This window comes from Rhodococcus sp. OAS809 (assembly GCF_040546695.1).
Taxonomy (GTDB): Bacteria; Actinomycetota; Actinomycetes; order Mycobacteriales; family Mycobacteriaceae; genus Rhodococcus_F; species Rhodococcus_F qingshengii.
This window is the reverse complement of the sequence record NZ_JBEPOI010000002.1, coordinates 2,558,131-2,577,687: the sequence shown is the minus strand read 5'-3', so window position 1 is coordinate 2,577,687 and position 19,557 is coordinate 2,558,131. Positions and strand designations below refer to the sequence as shown.

13 protein-coding genes are annotated in these 19,557 nt (G+C 64.8%); 6 read left to right on the top strand and 7 right to left on the bottom strand.

Translation table 11 applies throughout. The annotated features are described in order from the left end of the window. Positions 1 to 195 precede the first annotated feature (195 nt). On the top strand, positions 196 to 846 hold the full coding sequence (locus ABIE52_RS15030; RefSeq protein ID WP_003943407.1) for a DUF8020 domain-containing protein: 651 nt from the start codon (positions 196 to 198) through the stop codon (positions 844 to 846). Positions 847 to 925: 79 nt separating this feature from the next. Here the strand turns inward: ABIE52_RS15030 and ABIE52_RS15025 are convergent, their stop codons facing one another. The 5 genes from ABIE52_RS15025 to ABIE52_RS15005 form a co-directional block, all read right to left on the bottom strand. Continuing rightward, positions 926 to 2,236, bottom strand: coding sequence for a S1 family peptidase (locus tag ABIE52_RS15025; RefSeq protein ID WP_054187117.1), 1,311 nt, complete (start codon positions 2,234 to 2,236; stop codon positions 926 to 928). A 225-nt stretch (positions 2,237 to 2,461) separates the two neighbouring features. After that, entirely contained in the window at positions 2,462 to 3,802 is a 1,341-nt protein-coding gene (locus ABIE52_RS15020) for a S1 family peptidase (RefSeq protein WP_054187118.1), read from the bottom strand. A 109-nt stretch (positions 3,803 to 3,911) separates the two neighbouring features. Beyond that, entirely contained in the window at positions 3,912 to 5,162 is a 1,251-nt protein-coding gene (locus tag ABIE52_RS15015) for a hypothetical protein (protein ID WP_192712058.1), read from the bottom strand. 111 nt (positions 5,163 to 5,273) lie between these two features. Beyond that, complete coding sequence (locus ABIE52_RS15010; protein WP_192712059.1) at positions 5,274 to 7,709, bottom strand: LuxR C-terminal-related transcriptional regulator; 2,436 nt, start codon at positions 7,707 to 7,709, stop codon at positions 5,274 to 5,276. A gap of 14 nt (positions 7,710 to 7,723) precedes the next feature. Beyond that, the gene (locus tag ABIE52_RS15005; RefSeq protein ID WP_192712060.1) at positions 7,724 to 9,445 is read right to left on the bottom strand and encodes an Hsp70 family protein; all 1,722 of its coding nucleotides are present in this window, start codon (positions 9,443 to 9,445) and stop codon (positions 7,724 to 7,726) included. 335 nt (positions 9,446 to 9,780) lie between these two features. On the opposite strand from ABIE52_RS15005, the gene ABIE52_RS15000 reads away from it, so the two are divergent. The 5 genes from ABIE52_RS15000 to ABIE52_RS14980 all read left to right on the top strand — a co-directional run bounded on the left by ABIE52_RS15000 (position 9,781) and on the right by ABIE52_RS14980 (position 17,907). After that, the gene (locus ABIE52_RS15000) at positions 9,781 to 12,078 is read left to right on the top strand and encodes an IniB N-terminal domain-containing protein (RefSeq protein ID WP_042452232.1); all 2,298 of its coding nucleotides are present in this window, start codon (positions 9,781 to 9,783) and stop codon (positions 12,076 to 12,078) included. A 123-nt stretch (positions 12,079 to 12,201) separates the two neighbouring features. After that, positions 12,202 to 14,070 carry a dynamin family protein gene (locus tag ABIE52_RS14995; RefSeq protein WP_007726689.1) on the top strand — a complete coding sequence of 623 codons (1,869 nt, stop codon included), beginning with the start codon at positions 12,202 to 12,204 and terminating at the stop codon, positions 14,068 to 14,070. Further along, complete coding sequence (locus tag ABIE52_RS14990) at positions 14,067 to 15,551, top strand: dynamin family protein (RefSeq protein WP_042452229.1); 1,485 nt, start codon at positions 14,067 to 14,069, stop codon at positions 15,549 to 15,551. The genes ABIE52_RS14995 and ABIE52_RS14990 overlap by 4 nt, the downstream gene beginning before the upstream one ends. 104 nt (positions 15,552 to 15,655) lie before the next feature. Further along, positions 15,656 to 17,239: an MFS transporter gene (locus ABIE52_RS14985; RefSeq protein WP_192712061.1), complete on the top strand. Its 1,584-nt coding sequence runs from the start codon at positions 15,656 to 15,658 to the stop codon at positions 17,237 to 17,239. A gap of 23 nt (positions 17,240 to 17,262) precedes the next feature. After that, positions 17,263 to 17,907 carry an FMN-dependent NADH-azoreductase gene (locus ABIE52_RS14980; RefSeq protein ID WP_007726694.1) on the top strand — a complete coding sequence of 215 codons (645 nt, stop codon included), beginning with the start codon at positions 17,263 to 17,265 and terminating at the stop codon, positions 17,905 to 17,907. Between the two features lie 19 nt (positions 17,908 to 17,926). On the opposite strand, the gene ABIE52_RS14975 is transcribed toward ABIE52_RS14980, so the two are convergent. After that, positions 17,927 to 18,931 (bottom strand): TIGR03617 family F420-dependent LLM class oxidoreductase, encoded by a 1,005-nt coding sequence (locus tag ABIE52_RS14975; protein WP_042452226.1) that lies wholly within the window; start codon positions 18,929 to 18,931, stop codon positions 17,927 to 17,929. Further along, positions 18,928 to 19,503: a hypothetical protein gene (locus tag ABIE52_RS14970; RefSeq protein ID WP_192712062.1), complete on the bottom strand. Its 576-nt coding sequence runs from the start codon at positions 19,501 to 19,503 to the stop codon at positions 18,928 to 18,930. The genes ABIE52_RS14975 and ABIE52_RS14970 overlap by 4 nt, the downstream gene beginning before the upstream one ends. Between the last annotated feature and the right edge of the window lie 54 nt (positions 19,504 to 19,557).

Here is a 19,557-nt window from a genome sequence, read left to right as displayed (position 1 = left end):
GGGCCAGACGCAGACATGTCTGGTCGTCACGTTAGGCGGTGCCCGTCAGGTGTCCATCTGTCAGGCAGCCCTAAGTCGGGTTCCGAGCAGGTGAGAACAACCGACCGGCTGTTATCGTTACGCCCGTCACGCACAGGGGAAACGGGTGGTGTGAGTCATCGACTGACGCCCGCCCGATCCCGGGGAGGATCAAAAATGTTCATTCGAAAAGCTGCGGCCGTCGCAGCGATGACCATTGCCGCTACGGGCATCGCTGCAGGTACTTCTTACGCAGCTCCGGAGACGTCACCCGACGTTTCGTACACCGCCGAGGTCGTCGACCAGGCCGTTGTCACCACCATCGACGCCGGAGCATTCCGGGTCTCGGGCGACGGAACTCACGTCGACTTGCAGAACAGCCAGGGCGCAACTCTCGTGAGTCTTCCGCTCGCGTTCAACCTCGGCGACGTTCAGTTCCCGTTCGACGAGACCGTCAGTGAGGACGGCAAGACCCTCACCCTCAAGCCGAACCTGGACCCGGCCAGCTCCAAGCCGAAGCCGGTCGCTGCCGAGTTCACCCCGGTTGCTTCGCCTGACGAGGATCAGAAGGCAATCGAGAAGTTCCAGTCACAGCTCGGGCTTGCCACGCAGATCGGTAGCCTCACCGGCACGATCGTCGGGGCGGTCATCGGTTGCATCGTGGGTCTGCCCGGCCTGGTCGTCGGCTGCCTGCCCGGCATGGTCACAGGGGCCGGTATCGGTGGAGTCGCCGGTACCATCCTCGCCGGCGGCGGAACTGCCGTCGTCGCGGGCTTGGACCTGATCAAGGTTCTGAACGCTCCGGCTGGAACAACTCTCTTCCAGTAGAACGTCACGAACGCCGAAACGGGCGCCACACCTTCAGAAGGTGTGGCGCCCGTTTTGCTGTCTCGAGGAATGCGTGTGATCAGTAGTCGCGAACCTTCAGGCCTGGGTTGGCGGCGAGGATGTCGTTGATCGGCGTCGCGTACTGGGTCGGGGCTTCTTGCCCGAACAGTGTCTCTGCCTGAGCGATCTCGCACAGGGGAGAGGTGGCGACGTTGGACGCACTCGTGATGCCCACTGCCAACGTTCCGGAGACGATCGGGCCACCGCTGTCACCCTGCAGGACGCAGATGTTGGTGGTGAAGCCGTTGTCGAGGGTGTGATCCAAAACCTTTGCGACGCGGTTGACGCCAGTGACGACGCCGCAGCTGAAGCCTGTGGTCGATCCTGCCTTGCAGACCGGGGCGCCCACGACAGGATCGGCGGTACCGGTGATGTTGACCGAGCGGTTGAACGGGACCCGCACGCTGTTGTTCTCGAAGCGGTACTTCGCGTTGTCGTCGATGTTGATGATCGAGTAGTCGCGCCCGTCGAAGCTGCTCTTGGCGAAGTACCCGACGCGGGGCCCGGTCTGGTTGTTCACCATCGGGAAGACCTGGCTGGAGTTCGAGGTGCCGGCAGCGGCGCGATTGGGATCACAGTGACCGGCGCTGATGTTGACCGTGCGCCCTGAACCGTCGGTGCCGTTGAAGCCGAACGAACAACGCAGTCCAGTGTTACCGGAGGTTGCGCCGAAGGCGTCTCCGCCCAGTGCGGCGTCGCCGGTTGCGGATCCGGTTGCGGGGATGAGGTCCGCGACGATCGGGGGAACCAGTAGCGGAGCAGCGGTATGGACGACGGTCCGCTTCAGGAACTCAGGCAATTCGATGCCGGCGGCAGGATCGGCGGTGAGGGCGACTCCGTTGCCGACGACGTCGACGGCAATGCCACGCACGAGGTCTGCGACCTCGGCAGGCTGCGAATCGAGCCAGGTGTTGAGTGCCGAGAGTTGACCTTGCAGAGCCTGCTCGCTCTGCGCGACGTCCTTGACCTCGAAACCGGCCTTCTCGGCGGCCTCGCGGGCAGCATCCTTGTCGCGACCGTCAGCGAGAGCGACGATGCCCTTGCCGAGGTCGTCGAGCCACACTCCGGCAAAAGAGTCGGGAAACTGGACGCGCGCGATGGCGGCGAACTCCGCGAGCTTCTGCGCGAGTTCGGAACGCGAGACGAACTGGTCGGGCGTCAGCGCCAAGTCGTGCTGTAGGGCTTCGGCGAGTTCGACGGGCAGATGGGCTGCCTGATCGGATACCCCGGATTCGTTCGGTTCTGCGTTCGCGACCGCGGTAATCGGTCCGAGGAGCAGCAGCGCGGCCGAACCGAACACTGCGGCGCGACGTGCGATGGAGCTTCGCATGTGGGCCTTTCCACTTCGTTGACCGCGTACCACCCCCCTGGGAGCACACGGATACGGCTCACGGACTTGTGGTGAGCCGATCACAGTCGACCATGACTATATGGGTTCGAACGCGCTATTCCCACCCGTTACATGAGCAGACAGCGCTGACCCCGACCGACAACAGCACTGTGCCCGCCGATCGCGAAACGGATCGGCGGGCACAGTGCGTGAATCAGTGGTTGGTCAACCTGCAGTGCGGACGCGGATTCCGGCACCGACACCGCCACCGGAAGCGCGATCTGCCGCGTCGAGGATGTCTCCGACCGGAATACCCAGATTCGAGGTTCCACCGGAGGTCGCCAGTACCAGGTTCGCTTCGTTGCAACTGGGTGCTCCGCTGCTGTTGGAGCCGCTGGTGATGCCCAGAGCCAAGGTTCCGGAGACGATGGCGCCGCCACTGTCCCCGGCGAGGGTGCACGCGGTGCCGGCGAATCCGCGAACGGTTCGTGAATCACCGTCCGCCATGACCAGTTGAGTTTCGACGCGATCGGCTGCCACGACACCACAGGTGAAGGACGACGTCTGGCCGGACTTGCAGATGGGAGCGCCGATCACGGGACGTGCCGTTCCGGTGATCGCGAGGGTGGTCCCGTTGGCACCGCGGACGGCAGCACGGTCGAGGCCCGCGTCGATGCCGGACTGGTCGAACTTGATGACCGAGTAATCGAGATCGCCGGCATTGTTGCCGACGGAAGACTGTGAGAATGCTCCGATCAACTGACTGTCGTCGACGTTCGCGTGATTCGGCAGGTAGACGGGCGACTTCGAACCCTCGGCCGGATTGCAGTGTCCGGCACTGATATTGAGAGCATTGTTCTGATCGTCGACGGCGTTGAACCCGAACGAGCAGACCGAGATGTTCTCGGTCGGTGTCTCGCGAATGGGGCCTGTCGACGTGATGTAGGTGTCGCCGCCGAGTGCTCCGGGATCAACCGATCCGCCACCGTCCGGGCTGAGAACGATCTTGGTGTTCTCGAGCAGGGTCGGAAGATTGAGCGCCTGCCCGACGGGGCTGTTCGCGACGTCGATGACGACCTGGTTGTTCAGGACGTCGATAGTCGCCGAATTGACTGCGCGTGAGATTTCCTTGGGCAGCCCGGCAATCCATCCGTTGACGTCGGCCAGCGTCTTCTCGAGGGTGTCGGCGGAGACGGGGGCGACGTGCGTGCGGTAACCGTCGTCGGCCGCGATGCGTGCAGCTTCGGTGGTGGTGACGGCTACGACGGGTTGACCGTCGAGTCCCATCCACGAGCCGGCGTAGTCGCCAGGGCGCTCGGACTTGAATTCCTGGGCGTATGCACCGAGTTCCTGAGCTTTGGCAGCGCGGTCCAGATACTCCTGTGGGGAGATCTTCAGATCGCGTGTGATCGCCTCGATCAGCTCAGCCGGAAGCTGATCTGCCCCGAGCTGTTCGACATGCGTGTCGGAGGCGGGCTCTGCCGATGCCGTCGTGGTGAATGGAGCTGCGAGCAGTAGTGCCGAGGCGCCGACCACAGCGGTGCGGATCGCCAACGAGTTACGCATGAAATCCCTTCAAGTCCCCGGCACCGAGCCGGTAGGTACCGCACCCACCATAGGGGAAAAGTTTCGACGAGGAATATGTGCCTGTTGTCGGCAAGTCGAATTATTCTGTCTAACTTGGCATTCCGGGTCTCGGGGCCAATGGCATGACGGGCATGTCGGGATTCGGAACCACCGGATCGGTTGTGTCGGTCGGGTTGGACGGCTGCGTCGGCGTTGTCTGTGTATCAGTGGGGGCGGTCACGGCGGGAGTGTCCGGGGTATCCGGATCGACCGGATCCAGCGGTCCGACGACCGGCGGCAGGTTCTCGATCCGAAGGGGATCGATCTGGATGGTGATCGGCGATCCCTGTTGCGCGGGGACGTTCGCCGTAGTGGATTTCTCTGTACCGGTGCCCGGACTCACCGGAATGGGCTGGGATTCGGATGAGGTCGATTCCGCTTCGGATGCCCACGACTGCGCCGTCGGCTGCGCGCCGAGAGCGGGTACTTCCGGTGGGGGTGAGGTCGCTGATTGCGTGCCTGTCCCGGATGAACTCGTCGAGGTGGCAGCTGTGTCCGTCCCGGGGGACAGGGAAGATTGTGCGTCGAGAATCCTGGGTGCTGAAATGGTCGGAGTGTGTCCGATGATGACCGCGGCCGCGCAACCCGACACCGTCAGAAAGACTGCGGCGGCTGCTGCGGCGATGATCGGTCGGCGCTCCGACCGCCACTGGCGATTCAGCCAACCGTCGATGCTCGGTTCTTTCGTGACCGGTGCCTCCACGCCGGATTCCGGCTCCGGTTCGATCAGAACGAACGGCGGAAACTCTTCGGGGGTGTCCTCTGGCTCGGCAAAATCGGTTGGCTGGGGTTCGGGACAGGTAGAGGTGATCGAGAAGGGTGCGGCCAACGCTGCGGCTCCGCGAGCAGCACGGTCGTCGGCGTCAGGATCCGCGAGCCAAGCCGCAGAGGCTTCATCTTCTGAAATCAGTTCGACGCCGTCGAGATTCATGCTGTCGAGTGCGCCGCGCAGTACGTCGACGGAATCGCTCGACCAACCTGCGGGGATCACCGCAGAGATGTTCAGGTTCTGATCGGTGAGTGTTCGGACTTCCTTGACCAGGCAATACATTGCTGTCGCTACCAGTTCCTCCCCTCGCGTCATGTGCTCGGAGAAGTTGTCGGTATCGTCGGTGCCGACCCTGTCGAGGAACCCGCGCAACCCGGTGGACCCCGCCGCGGTTCCGCCTAGCTGCACGGTGCCGTCGGGGGCGTGGTGCAGAACCGATTCGCGTTCGAGGGTCACCAGCTCCAAGTCAGGTCTCGCGATCGCAGCAATGCTTCGTTTGTTGCCGACGGCGAGTCCGACTCCCCACTTCATAGCGATCCCCGTTTCACAGTTACCGAACTTTGCTCGGCAGGCATGTCCTGATTCCTGTGAAAACTATCACTTAAACGGAGATACGCAACCCTCTGGACAATATGCAGCTAACTACTTGTTCGGCGGTGTCATGCTGCGAAGGATGGTGAGCAGTTCCGAACGAGACTGCGCCCCGACGCGCCGCTTGATGCGTGCGACATGGTGCTCGACGGTTTTAGCGGAGATGTAGAGGCGTTCGCCGATTTCCCGATACGTCAGTCCGACGACGACGAGTTCGGCAACTTCTTGTTCGCGCTCGGTCAACACCGACGGTGGCGCCGCACTTGTGGCGGTATCGGTTGCACTTGTCTCGGCCGTCGACGTTGTGCGTAGCGAGCGCGCAACGTGGAGCAGTGCCGTGGCCGATTTGGTGTCCGGGGTGCGCAGCGCTGCTTCGCCGGCGAGGCGAGCGGCGTCCCACGGGAGTCCGATCCGACTGAGCGTTCGTGCGGCGGCTTCGACACCGTCTGCGTCGACGTTGCCTTGCATCAGTAGGAGCCACTGGCGTCCGGCGATCGCCAAACCGGCTGCGTAAGTGTGAGTTTTGGCTGATTCGGCGAGTGTATGGGCGTGTGGGAGGAGATCGGCCGGCGACTGCGAGAGGATCGACGCCTGGACGCCGTACCAATGCAGCGGCGACGACCACAGCGGCGGCTCGCCGAGCGCGCGGAGGAGTGAGCGCGCGTTGTCGACGAGATGCTCGACCTGCTCGGTCTCCTCGAGCCGTACTGCCGCAAGCCACAGTTCGCCGATGGGAAGCAGATTGAACAGATCAACGCTGCAGGACGAGAGGGTGCCTGCCGCGCCCGACCAAGCTCGACGCAGCTGGGCGAGATCGCCGGAACGCCGAGCGAGACCCGCGATCAGAGCATGCAGAAACAGTGCGTCACGCTCACGGAGGGGGCCGCGGACTACCTCCTGCGGTAGGTCTTCGAGAATCGCGTCCTGCCCGCGGACCATCGCGATCCAGGCGCCGAGAAGGTGAAGTCGCGCCCACGTGTGGCTGCTTGCGTCGTCGGCGGCGATCGCGGCCGTGACGACAGCGGCGGCCCGTTCATGGGCGCCGTTGTGCAGGAGTGCGAGAGCTACCAGCGCCGGGGCGGAATCAGGCTGGAATTCAGATGTGTCGGCTCCGCCGGGGAGCGAGAGTGCGCGCGACATCGTGTTGAGCGCACTCGGTGCGCTCCCGGTGACCGATTGCATCAGTCCGTTGGCCAGTGTGGTAGCGCCGACCGTCGAGCTCGACGGTGATCCGGTGTGTCCGGTGAGCGCCGCGTTCGCGTCATCGACCTTGCCGATGCCGAGGAAAGTGATTGCGGCGAAGGGGGATTCGTTTCCGGTGCGCCCTGGCCCCAGCCAGGTGTAGAGATCTGCAGCGGCGCCGAGTTGGCCGCATGCTGCGGACGAAGCTGCGCGGATTCGCACCGCCGCAGCCAATCTCGCGTCGTCGAGATCGGGTGCGGCGATGACGGAATCGGCCAGACGGCAGGCAGTGTCGAGGTCACCACTGCGAGCCGAGACCTGGGCGTACAGCAGCGTGTCGGCCACGCCGAGAGGCTCGATCGAATTCACGCGGCGAAAGAGATCTGCCGCGACCGCCGGCGTGCTCGCCTCGACGGCGTCTCGTAGTACACCCGTGAGATCGCGGTGGCGGATTCCGGAGTCGAAAAGTCTTCGTGCTGTGTCGATATCGAGGGTTCTCGTGTGTGCGCGTGATTCGACGATTCTGATCAGCTCGCTGCGGATACGCCCGGTGCTCGTCGACTCGGCGAGCACGCTCGCGACGAGTGGTGATCGCGAACCGAACAGTCCGGTCGCCAGTGCCCGGTCGAATGCAGCTGTGAGGCTGAACTTCTCCTGTCCCAGATCGAGCTCGAAGGCGTCGATGTCCGGGACGGCGAGTGAAACTTCGAGGATCTCGCGCTCGATCGGATGCAGAGCGGTGACCTGGTGGAGGATGTGTGTGCGTATGGCGTTCGGCATTTCCAGGCGGCCTGCCGAGGCGGCGGCGAAGTACGCTTCGATCGCCCCGAAGGAACCACCGGACAGATGCTCGAGCGCCACCACGGCGCGGTCGTCGAGCGGGACTCTTCGCTCGGCCGCGATCTTCCGAATATCGTTTCGGTTCAACGGGTTCAGATGCAACACGGTGCCGAAACTCGAGATGTTCGAGTAGATCGGTGCGAGTGGTGGATCGATCCGATCGGAGGCTACGACAACTCCGAGGTCGTCACGTTGGACAAGCTCTTTCAGGGCACGGATTTCATCGGAGGTCAGAGCTTGCGCGTCCGCGATCACCACAATCGCGTCGGCGGGGACGTCATGCGTGACTGCGGTGACCACGGGCTTGTCACCCGATTCGATTCGCTTCCGTACAACCCTCGTCACTTGGGGCCGAGCGCTGGCATCGGTCCCGGTGACGAATAGGCGCAGTGGCGATGCAGTCAGGTCGACGTCGCGCAAAAGTCCTGCGATGAACGACGATTCGGTGCCGTTGTCACGGTTCATCGAAAGACCGCCGGTCAGCGGATCGGTGCGGTGACGCCGCCGACGACACCACCGACCACGTTTCCGACACCACCGACGACGTTACCGAGACCTCCGACCACGCCGCCGACTCCGTTGCCGACACCGTCGACCAGACCGCCGACTCCGTTTCCGATGCCGGTCGCAGCGTCACCGACACCGGTCCCGACGCCGGCTCCAGGCGCGGGTGCTGGTGCCGGGGCGGGAGCAGGTGCGGGCGCCGGGGCGCCGGGTGCGGCAGGCGCAGGCGCCGACGGAGCGGTCTCGCCCGGTGCGGGCGAGGATCCCGCCGGTGCGCCGGCAACCGGAACTGCCCCCGGCGCCGTCGTCGAGCCGCCTGCGGCAGCAGGAGAACCGGGCTGATTGCTTTGAGTGCCGTTGTTCGCAGTCGTGGATCCGGTGCCTGCCGCTTCCGCTGCCGTGGTGCTGCCGGGAGTAGAGCCCGCGGTGGTCGAAGCGGTCGAGGAGGTGGACTCGCTGGTGGTGTTCGCCGAACTGGACGGAACGTTGATCTTGTCCATGGCAGTTCCGATTCCGAGCCCGCCTGCGGCGAGCACGATGAATGCTCCCACCACTGCAGCAACGACGCCGACCCTCGACGAGCGTCGAGTCGCCGTGTTCTCTTCTTCGGTCGGCTCGGCAAGCAACGGAGTGGAGAAGGCGGGAACTGGTGCGGGCTTGCGAGACGGCTCGGCGGGAATCACTGCAGTGGCGGCGGCCGGTACTTGCGAGTCTCTGGCGTCGAGTGCGAGGGCCGCGGCGCCGGACGCCGCGCACGACGCTGGATCGGCGTCGGCGATCACCGGGACACGAAGCTCCGCCGACAGTAGTTCGGCGACAAGGGGAATGGACGAGCTTCCGCCGGCCAGGACAACCTGATTGACGTCACTGGACTCGACGCCGGCAGATCGCAGGCTTTCGCGAACCAATGCCACCGATTCGGTGAGGGCGGGCCGGATCAGATCTTCGAGTTCGGAACGAACGAGTCGAACGTCGCTGACGGCACCGGGAAGCGCCACGCGGGCAACGGTTTCCGTCTCGGTGGAAAGTTCCTCCTTGGCTGCGCGGGCATGCTCGCGCAGAGTTTCCAGCGCTGCAATCGTCTCGGGTGCAAAGGGATCAAGGGTTGCGAACTGGTCGGAAACCGCATCGAGCAGGTGAACGGTGACGAGGTGATCGAATTCGTCGCCGCCGATGTCCTCGCTGCGCAGCGGCTTACCGAATATCTCGCTTCGTCCGTCGGTCGTGGACATCATCGTGACGTCGAGCGAGCGAGCACCGAGGTCGTAGACGACGGTCAGACCGTTGCTGACGACAGTTCCGGAAGCGGCGAGCCACGCCATGACGGCTGCGGGTTCGGCGACGAGAGTCGCCCCGTGAATTCCGGCGTCGTCCAGAGCGGACTCCATGGTGCGTGCTGTGTGGCGGTTCCACCCCACCGGGTGAGCCAGGACGACAGTTGGCCCTTCGTTACCGCCTGCCTGGTCTACCAGTGCGCCGACCGCTGTCGCCGCGAGAGCCTCGCCGCGGTACTCGGTACCGTCGGCGGCAAGTATCGGAATCGGGTCCCCGACGCGCTCGACAAATCCGGTGATGACGGATCCGTCGTCCAATTGCAGCGCACTGGGTAAGCGGACCTGTTGCGTTTCACCGGTCGAGCCGTCGGTGACAGCTACGAGAGTGGCCGAACCGATGCTGATGCCGAGCCCTGCCGCCATGAACGAACTCCCCTGGTCGTGGGCGACAGAAGGACTGTCGCGGTTGTCTGCGATGTCGGTTTCAGGACCTAGATCGTTACCGGATCGGAGGCGTCGCGACGAAGTAGGGGACCGATCCCCTAATCGGGGCAAATCCCCTATTCCGACCGGGCGTAGCCCAATGAGGGGCTTCCCCACCTGTCCCTGGAGAAGAGGGGGGTGCTCCCCGTTGGCCCCAGTCGCAAAAGTTCTTAGCGTTGATTCCACTCGCTACCTCTGGCAGCGCACCAGTTTCCGGACCACCGGCAACTACCCACCGGCAACAACCCGGTCAACGAACTTCAGGAGAACCCGCCATGGCAACGAACGCCGTACTCGAATTCATCCTCGGGCTACTTCGTGACGACGAGGCAGCTGCCAACTACTGCGCCAACCCGACCGCGGCACTCGATGCTGCCGGTCTGTGCGACGTCAGCCCCGCCGACATCGTCGCGGTCGCTCCGCTGGTCGCTGAGTCCGGACTCTTTGCCGGTGGCGGCGCCGACCTGTCCGCGATCGTCAACGCCGGTGCGTCCGCTGCCGGTGCAATCGGCGGCGGTCTCGGACTCGGCGGTGGTCTCGGTGGTGGACTCACCGGTGGTCTCGGTGGTGGCCTCGGCGGCAGCCTGGGTCTCGGCGCAGGTGCAGGAATCGGAGTCGGAGGCGCCCTCGGCGGCCAGTTCGACCTGGTCGGCGACTTCGCAGCAGCCCTCAGCGCTGCGCTTGCCATCGGTGGCGAGATCAGTGCCGAACTCGGCGCAGCCTTCGGCGCTGTGATCGAAGCCGGTCTCGGTTTGGGCGGCGCACTCGATCTCGAAGGAGCTCTCGATCTGGGCGCACAGCTCAGCGCGGCTCTGGGCGGCGCCCTCGGTGTGACCGGCGGCCTGACTGCGGAGCTGGGAGCAGCCCTCGACGCCGCGATCGGAGCAGTCGGCGGACTCGACCTGACGGCAGGGCTCAGCGGAGCTCTCGCACCCGTCTTCGCCATCGGTGGTGACCTCGGAGCCGATCTCGGCCTGGCTCTCGGTGGACTCCTCGGCGGCGCAGCAGACCTCAGCGGTCTCCTTGACATCGGCGGCGAACTGGGCGCGAGCCTGACCGGCGCACTGGAATCCGCTCTTGCACTCGGCGGCGGCCTGGATCTCGCCGGCGCTCTGACAGGCGACCTCAGCACGGCATTGTCCGGCGCGCTCTCGGGCGTCCTGGGAGCCGGCGGCACGATCGGCGCCGATCTGGGTGCATCGCTCGGCGGCGTCCTCGGCGCGATCACGGATGTCAGCGTTCTCACCGATATCGCGGGCGGCCTCGATCTCGGTGCTGCCCTGAGTGGCGCCCTCGGCGGAGCACTCGGCGTCGGCGGCGGTCTGGAAACTGCATTGGGCGGCGCACTCGACGCAGCACTGGGTCTCGGCGGCGGACTCGACCTCGACGCCGTACTCGGCGGCGGCGCAGACCTCGGCGCGCAGCTCAGCGCGGCACTCTCCGGCGCCCTCGGTGCCGGCGGAACGGTCGGAGCCGACCTGGGTGGCGCACTCGGTGGACTGCTCGGGGGAGCACTCGACCTCGAAGGTGGTCTCGGCGCAGACCTCGCGGCAGCTCTGGGCGGAGGCGCGAATCTGTCGACGGCCCTCGAGGGTGTTCTCGGTTCGGCACTCGGCGTCGATGCCGGGCTCGCGGGTGGTCTCGGCGGCGCTCTCGACGCAGCGCTGGGCGCAGGCGGACTTACCGGAATCGACCTCGGTGGTGCACTCGGTCTGGGCGGTGAAGCAGGCTTGGCAGCCGGTGTCGCTGCGGCTCTCGACACCGCCCTCGCAGGTGCAGGCGGCTTGGGTGCTGTCGGTTCCGTGGGCACGGACCTGACCGGCGCGCTGGACGGTGCGCTGGGCGCGGGCCTCGGGCTGGGGGGCTCTCTCGACAGCGTTCTCGGTGCCGAAGGTGCACTCGGTGGAGCGCTGGACACGGCACTGAACCTCGGCGGAATCGACACCGGTTCGATCGGTGCCGACTTGCCCTCCGTCGACCTCGGCGCTGTGAACCTCGGCCCGATCTCCGCTGAACTGCCTTCCGTCGACCTCGGAAGCATCGCGGCAGAAGGCCTGAACCTCGGCGGTGTGACCGGCGACCTCGGAGCAACTGTGGGCGGCGCGCTGGACGCAACCGCAGGTCTCGACGCAACAGCAGGTCTCGACGCGGCCACGAACGCTGCGGCTGGTTTGGGTGGGTCGCTCGGCGGCGCACTGAACGGCGTCACCGATCTCGGTGGATCGCTCGGCGGGGCTGTCGGAGCAGTCACCGACGTGACGGGTTCGATCGGTGCCGACGCAGCCGCAGCTGCCGGTGGCACAGTCGACGGCGGCGGCACCGTTGGCGGCGGCGGAGTCGCTGACCTGGGCGGATCCCTCGGTGGAGCAGTGAGCGGAGTGTCCGACCTGACGAGTTCGTTGACCGGTGCGCTGAACCCGTGGTCGTCGATCGATGCGACCGATGCTTTCGGTTCGGGTTCCACTTCGGGTCTGAGCGCCGATACCGAACACTCGCTCTTCGCCGAGGATTCGGTTGCAGCGCCGGTCGATCACATCGACCCGGTTGCGGTTGTCGATCACCTGCATCCCTGATCTGCTGACGCAGGAACTGAAATCGGTCAAAATGACCTGATGTAACAAATCCGGCCCTGCGTGCGCTATGCGTTCGCAGGGCCGGATATTCGAGTCGGGAAGAATTGCGGGTCAACGTAGCTCATGAGTGATTCAGCGAGTCAGGTAAGCAGCCGGAAGGCGCGCGTCGCGTCGTCGACGGCGTCGTTGCTCGAACGAACAGCCGTCGTGGCGAAGGATTTCGGGCGCACGGATCTGGTGCGCCGACTCGAGAACGCTCAGGTGAGAGTCAACGACCCGCGTATTCGCATCGTGGTGGTCGGACCCCTCAAGCAGGGCAAGAGCCAGTTCGTCAATTCTCTGCTAGGCATCGACGTGTGCTCGGTCGGTGACGACGAGACCACGGCCGTGGCGACGGTAGTTCAGTACGCGGAGACCGCGGTCGCCGAACTGATTCTCGCCGATCCGGGTGCGGCGCCCATTCGGGTGCCCCTCCCGCTCGAGGAACTGATGGGGATCACCCCGGCCACGCCTCGCGCCGAAGGGCGTGAGGTTCTGCGTGTGGAAGTGGGTGTTCCCAGTCCGCTGTTGGCCGACGGTTTGGTTCTGATCGACACCCCTGGTGTCGGCGGTCATGGAAATCCTCATGCTGCAGGAACATTGGGATTGATCACTGCGGCCGATGCAGTGTTGGTTCTGTCGGACTCCAGCCAGGAGTTCACCGAACCGGAGCTGGGATTCATCCGCCAGGTTGTCAATCTGTGTCCTGCGGTAGCCGGGCTGATCAGCAAGACCGATCTGTACCCGCACTGGCGGCAGATCCTCGACGCCGATCGCGGACATCTCCAGCGTGCCGGGTTGGATCTGCCGCTCATTCCGATCTCCTCGGTACTGCGCTCGCACGCGCTGAGGCTGGGGGACAAGGAACTCGAAGCGGAATCCGGATTCTTGGACCTCTATCAGTTCTTGCGGGACAACGTCGTTGCGCGTGCCGAATCGAATACTCGACGCGCAGTTGCGATGGATGTCCGTTCTGCGGCAGCACATCTGACGTTGGAGATGGGCAGTGAGCTTGCGGCGCTGAAGGATCCGTCGACCGCTCAGGCAGCGGTCGCGGGACTGCAGCGTGCCCGGGCAGCGGCCGAGGAACTGCACAAGAAGACCTCACTGTGGCAGCAGAGCCTCGGTGACGGCATCGCAGACCTCGCCGCCGACATCGATCACGACCTCCGGGACCGGTTGCGCCGGGTGACCCGCCAGGCCGAGGAGACGGTCGACGAAGGCGATCCCGGTAAGGACTGGGACGTCGTGGGGGAGTGGCTCGAACAGGAGATCGCCACCGCGATCGGTGACAACTTCGTGTGGGCGCATGATCGCGCACAGTGGCTGGCAGAAGTTGTGGCGCAGCACTTTGCGGAGACCGGTGACGTCGCGCTCCCGCATCTCGACGTCGCCGACACCGACGGTTTCCTGGAACCGGTCGGTGCATTGGCGGACCTCGAATCCGGCCGAATCGGCATCACTCAGAAAGTCCTGGTCGGCATGCGCGGCTCGTACGGCGGCGTGCTCATGTTCGGCTTGATCACCACGATGATGGGCATGGCTCTGGTCAACCCGATCTCCATCGGCGCCGGGGTTCTGCTGGGCACCAAGGCTTATCGTGAAGACAAGCAGGCTCAGGTACTCAAGCGTCGCGCTGAGGCGAAAGCGGCTATCCGACGGTTTGCCGACGACGTCAGCTTCCAGGTGGGCAAGGAGTCGAAGGACCGCCTGCGCCTGGTGCAGCGACTCCTGCGGGATCACTTCACCGACATCGCCGAGCAGGCGCTGCGCTCGATCAACGAATCCCTCCGCGCCACTCAGGAAGCCGCGCAGTTGGAATCGAGTGAACATGCCGCTCGGATCAAGCGTCTGGAGACCGACATGCGCGTCGTCGCGGAGCTCGACGCCGTTGCCGGAACGCTGATCGGCGAAACTCCCGCTCCTGCCTCGGCAAAGGTGACCAACGCATGAATGCCACGACCACCGTGACCGCAGTGGAGTCGGCACACGCCCTGATCGACCACGCCAGACGTGCCTACGCCGATCAGCCGCAGACGCGCGCCCAGTTGGAAGAATGTGCGGCCAGGCTCGACGAGCCACTCCGGGTGGCGCTCGCCGGCTCCCTCAAAGCGGGTAAGTCGACGCTGCTCAATTCGCTTGTCGGACAGGATATAGCGCCTACCGACGCGACGGAATGCACACGCGTCGTCACCTGGTATCGGAACGGGACGACGCCGCAGGTGACCGCGACGGCCGAGAACGGTGCCGAGTTCAACGTGCCGGTGACGCGCCGCGACGGCAGGCTCACGTTCGATCTGGGCGAGTACACCGCAGACTCGGTGGACCGCATCGACGTCGACTGGCCGTCTTCGGCATTGGCTCGTACGACGATCATCGACACACCGGGCACTTCGTCGCTCTCGACCGAGGTCTCGGCCCGCACCTGGGACATGCTCGTTCCCGACGGTGAGGCACCGGGCGCGGATGCAGTGGTCTACCTCCTGCGGGCTCTCAACGCCAGTGACATGCAGTTCCTCGGGAAGATCGCGGATCACGTGGGCGGAGAATCCGGGCCACTCGGAGTGATCGGAGTTCTCTCGCGTGCCGATGAGGTCGGCGCAGGCAGGCTCGACGCGTTGTCTTCGGCGAAGGACGTCGCGGCGCGATTCGCCGAGGAGTTGGAGCGAACCGGCCTGTGCCAGTCGGTGGTTCCGGTGGCAGGTCTGCTCGCGCTCGCTGCTCGGACGATGAGGCAGAGCGAGTTCGCGGCCTTCTCGGCGCTCGCGCAGGTTCCGGCCGAGGATCTGAGCCTTGCACTGCTCTCCGCGGATCGCTTTGCCAGGCAGGACAGTCCGCTGCCGGTCGATGCGGCGATGCGGGCGCAATTGGCCGATCGGTTCGGGCTCTTCGGAATTCGCCTCGCCGTGACGTCGATCAAGTTGGGGGCGACCGATTCACCGTCCCTGGCGGCCGAATTGTTGGAGCGCAGCGGCCTGGACGAACTGCGTCAGGTGATCGACGTTCAATTCGGGCAGCGGGCAGATCAGCTCAAATCGCACACGGCGCTGGTGACGCTGGGAAGAATCCTCGAAGCCGATCCGAGCGAGGAAGGCGATCAGATCGCGGCGGAGGCGCAACGGTTGCTTGCCGATGTTCACGGCTTTCACGAACTTCGCCTGCTCGGGCGTCTTCGTTCGGTACACACGGATCTGCCACCCGACGACCTGGCACAACTGCAAAGACTGATCGGCGGCTACGGAATCCGGGCAAGTGACCGGTTGGGCTGCGAACCGGAAGAATCGCCGGAGGTGCAGCGTGCGCGGGCCACGGCGGCTGTCCGCAGATGGCGCGAGTTGTCCAGACATCCGCTCTTCGACAGGTTCACCTCGCGCGCCTGCCTGGTCGCCGCCCGCAGCGCCGAGGGCGTCCTGGCTGAAATTGTGCCCGAATAGGGACCCGTTCACTATGCGAGCGCCGGACGAGGGTTCTATCTTGAGTTCGGGATGATCCGGACATAACTCCCAGGTTCGGGTCCCACCTCGATGGGAGCACGCGCATGGCGAGTGACATCAAGTCCGCTTCACCGGATCGAGCCACCCTCGTCCTGGGGACGCTCATCCTGGTCGCTGCGGTCGCGAACCTCAATCTCTCGGTCGCGAATGTCGCTTTGCCCGATATCGGGCGGGCTTTCGACGCCAGTCAGACGCAACTGAACCTGATCGCGGTCGGCTACTCGCTGGGCCTGGCCGGAACGGTGCTCTACCTGGGGGCCTTGGGAGACCGATACGGCCGCAAGATGTTGCTGGTCACCGGCATGGCGCTGTCCATTCCGGCGTCGATCGTGGCGGGATTCGCCGGGAACTTCGAAGTGCTGTTCCTCGCTCGGATAGTCGGAGGCGTCTCGGCAGGTCTGGCGTTCCCGACCACGCTGGCAATCATCACGGCGTTGTGGGCCGGACCGGCACGAACCAAGGCGATTGCCATGTGGTCGGCAATCGGTGGCGCGATTTCAGCACTGGGTCCGATCGTCTCGGGGGCGCTGCTCGAGCAGTTTCACTGGGGTTCGGTCTTCTTCGTCACCCTTCCCTTGGCCCTTGTGGCACTGATCTGTTCCCTGGTGTTGGTTCCCGCTCACGTCAACGAGACGACCGAGCGAGTCGATCACCTCGGCGGCATAGTGTCGATCGTCTTCATCGGGGCTCTGGTGTTGTCCATCAACTTTGCGCCGGTGAAGGGTTCGGGCACGTTGGCTCTGGTGCTCGGGGCGATAGCAGTTGTCGCGGGTATCGGGTTCTTCCTGCAACAGCGACGCGCGGCCAATCCGCTGTTCGATCTTCACGTAGCTGCGCGCCCGACCTTCTGGGTCGCGGCGGTGGGTGGGTTGGTCGTGTTCGGTTCGCTCATGGGCGCGATGTTCATCGGCCAGCAGTTCCTGCAGAACGTCCTCGGGTACTCGACGCTGGCAGCCGGTGCGGCGATCATTCCGGCTGCGCTGGCGATGGTGATCGTTGCGCCGCGCTCGGCGACCATGATCGAAAGGTACGGCGCCCGCGTCACGCTGCTCGCCGGCTACCTGTTCGTGGTTCTCGGGTTGTTCGTCGCGCTGTTCCTGTGGAACGAAAGCACACAGTATTGGCAGGTCGCGCTGGCCTATGCGCTTGTCGGCATCGGCGTCGGTCTGGCCGGCACACCGGCATCGCGTTCGCTGACCGGATCCGTTCCCGTGCACCGCGCTGGTATGGCGTCGGGAACCTCGGACCTGCAACGCGACCTGGGCGGCGCCATCATGCAGTCGATTCTCGGCGGAATACTCACGGCCGGGTACGCAAAATCGTTGGGAAATGCGATCTCGTCCTTGCCGAACGCATCCGAAGTGACTCCCGAAACTCAGGCCGCGCTCACCAAATCCTTCTCCAGCGCCGAAGTTCTCGCGGAACGCTACCCGCAATACGCGGACCAAATCATGACCGCCGCCAAAAACGCCTTCCTGGACGGGGATACAAACGCCTACATCGCGGCGATCATCATCGTGTGTGCCGGTGCCGCGGTGGCGACGTTCTTCTATCCGCGTCGCGAGCGCGAACGAGTCCTGCTGGCGCAGTACGCGGCGGAATCCGATCTAGCCGCGGAGAAGAGTTGAGCGCGCTCTGGTAGTGATGAGGGATGCCACAGCTACTTCACATCGATTCGTCCGCCGAACTCCACCACTCGACCTCACGTGATCTGACCGCACTGTTCGCTCAGCAGTGGTCGAAGAACAGTCCGGATCACACGACGGTGACGTTGGACCTGCACCGGGATCCCTTGCCGCACCTCGCGGACGCGGCCCTGCACTATGCACCACGCTTGCGAGTCGAGGGCGAGATTCCGGATCCCGCCGCGGAAGCACTCCAGGCTCGGGTCATCGAGCAACTTACCGCTGCAGACGTCGTCGTGATCGGTGCGCCGATGTACAACTGGTCGATCCCGTCCACGTTGAAGGCGTGGATCGACTACGTACACGTCCTGGGGACTACGGTCCCTTTCGACACGCGTACTCAGCCTCTGGCAGGTAAGCCGGTGGTGATCGTCTCCAGCCGCGGAAACACCTATGCGCCGGGCTCGGGAAACGAGGCCAACGATCACACCGTCCCGCCACTCGTTCAGGTGCTCGGGGTGTCGATGGGAATGGATGTCTCCGTCATCACCGCGGAACTGACTTTGGCGCAACGTATTCCGGCAATGGCACCTCTGATCGAGCAGGGTGACGCGAGCCTGCGTGCTGCCCGGGAATCGTTGACCGAGCTGGCCCGTACCTTGGGGGCCTGATCAAGAAGTTCGACCGGGTTCAGGTGAGAGACGAGATCATCGACGCCACGTCTGACGGTTCTACGTCGTAACCGGGGAAATAGCAGCACACTTCGTCGGCATGTTCGCCGAACCGCCGCCGAATCTCGGTGGCGCACTCTTCGGGAGTGCCGACGACGGCGAGTGTGGTCAGCATCGGATCGGTGATCAGCGACGCCATCTCGGTGTAGCCACCTCGCTTCGACAGGGCATTGAGTTCCGGTTGGACCTCGCCCCACCCTTCGACGTCGAGCACCGGACGGTATGCGGGCGTCGAACCGTAGAACGAGAGCAGGGCTCGGACGCCTCTGGCGGCCGCGGCAAGTTGATCGTCGCCGCGGCCGACGCCGACGATGACCTGCGGGATGATCGTGAATTCGTCTCGGGTGCGGCCGGATTCGCGAAGACCGGCATCGACGGCCGGAAGTGTTCGTTCGAGGAAATGACGTTGCGTGTGGAACGGCATGACCAGTAGTCCGTCGGCCACCTCGGCAGCCGTCCTGGTCATCACCGGTCCGAGCGCACCCATCAGGATGGGCGGCGGCCCATAGGGGTTGGGGCCTGGATCGAACGTCGGAGGCATCAACGTGTGGGTGAAGAACTCGCCGCGGAAGTTCAGCGTCGAGGTGTTCTCCCACGCAGTGAAGATCGCCTTGACCGCTGCGACCGTCTCCTTCATGCGGGCCGCCGGACGCGACCACGTTGCGCTGTAGCGTTTTTCGATGTGCGGTTTGATCTGCGATCCGAGACCCAGTCGAAAGTGGCCGCGACTGAGCAACTGCAGGTCGTTGGCCGAATGCGCCAGATGCATGGGACTGCGGGGGAATGCGATGGCGACGTTGGTCATCAGGTCGAGGTCGACGGCCGATGCTGCTTCGACGAGCGGGAAGAACACGTCGTGTGGTCCCTCGAACGTGAACAGGCCACCGGCGCCGGTCTCCGCGAGTTCACGGCTACGAGCAGCGCCCGCGCCCGGCGCGGAGTCCAGTTGTACGTGAACCTTCATCGGCGTCCCCGCAGCCAGGTGCTGACACCGGGAGCGAACGGAGCGATCGCCGCCACCGCGACCAGGGCGCAGTAGAGAATCGGACCCCATCTCAGAACTCCGGCGCCGATGTCTGCTGCGCCGTCGACCAGAGACATGAGGCCGAGTCCGGCCGCGATGCTCACGACTCCCACGATCGCCGTCATCACCCGCCCGGCGTTCTTGCGTGCGCGGAGGAGTTGAAGGCTCATGAGTGCGAGCAGGACCAGGACGAGAGCGCCGCCGCCGCTGCCGGCGAGTACGACGGTCACGGCATCGGAGATGTCGGTGGACGAGTATCCGGGATTGTCGCGCGCAGTCGATTCTTCGAGAGCCGACCGGACGTCGTCGAGGCTGGTGACTACCACTCCGGCGATTCCGGCCAGGACGACGAACGAGCCGATCCAGGCAGAGGTGGACAATGTCACGGCTTTGGGTGTCTCGTCGCTCGCTGCAGGTTGGAGCGGCCGAACCGAGACGTCGGGTCGCTCGGGTGCCGGGCGTGGAGGTGACGGGCGAGGAGGTCGCGCGGGAGAATTGTCGGGATCGGTCACCGGCCGATCGTAGCCATTCGGAGGGATACGGAAGTGATGTGGCGCACTTTTCCG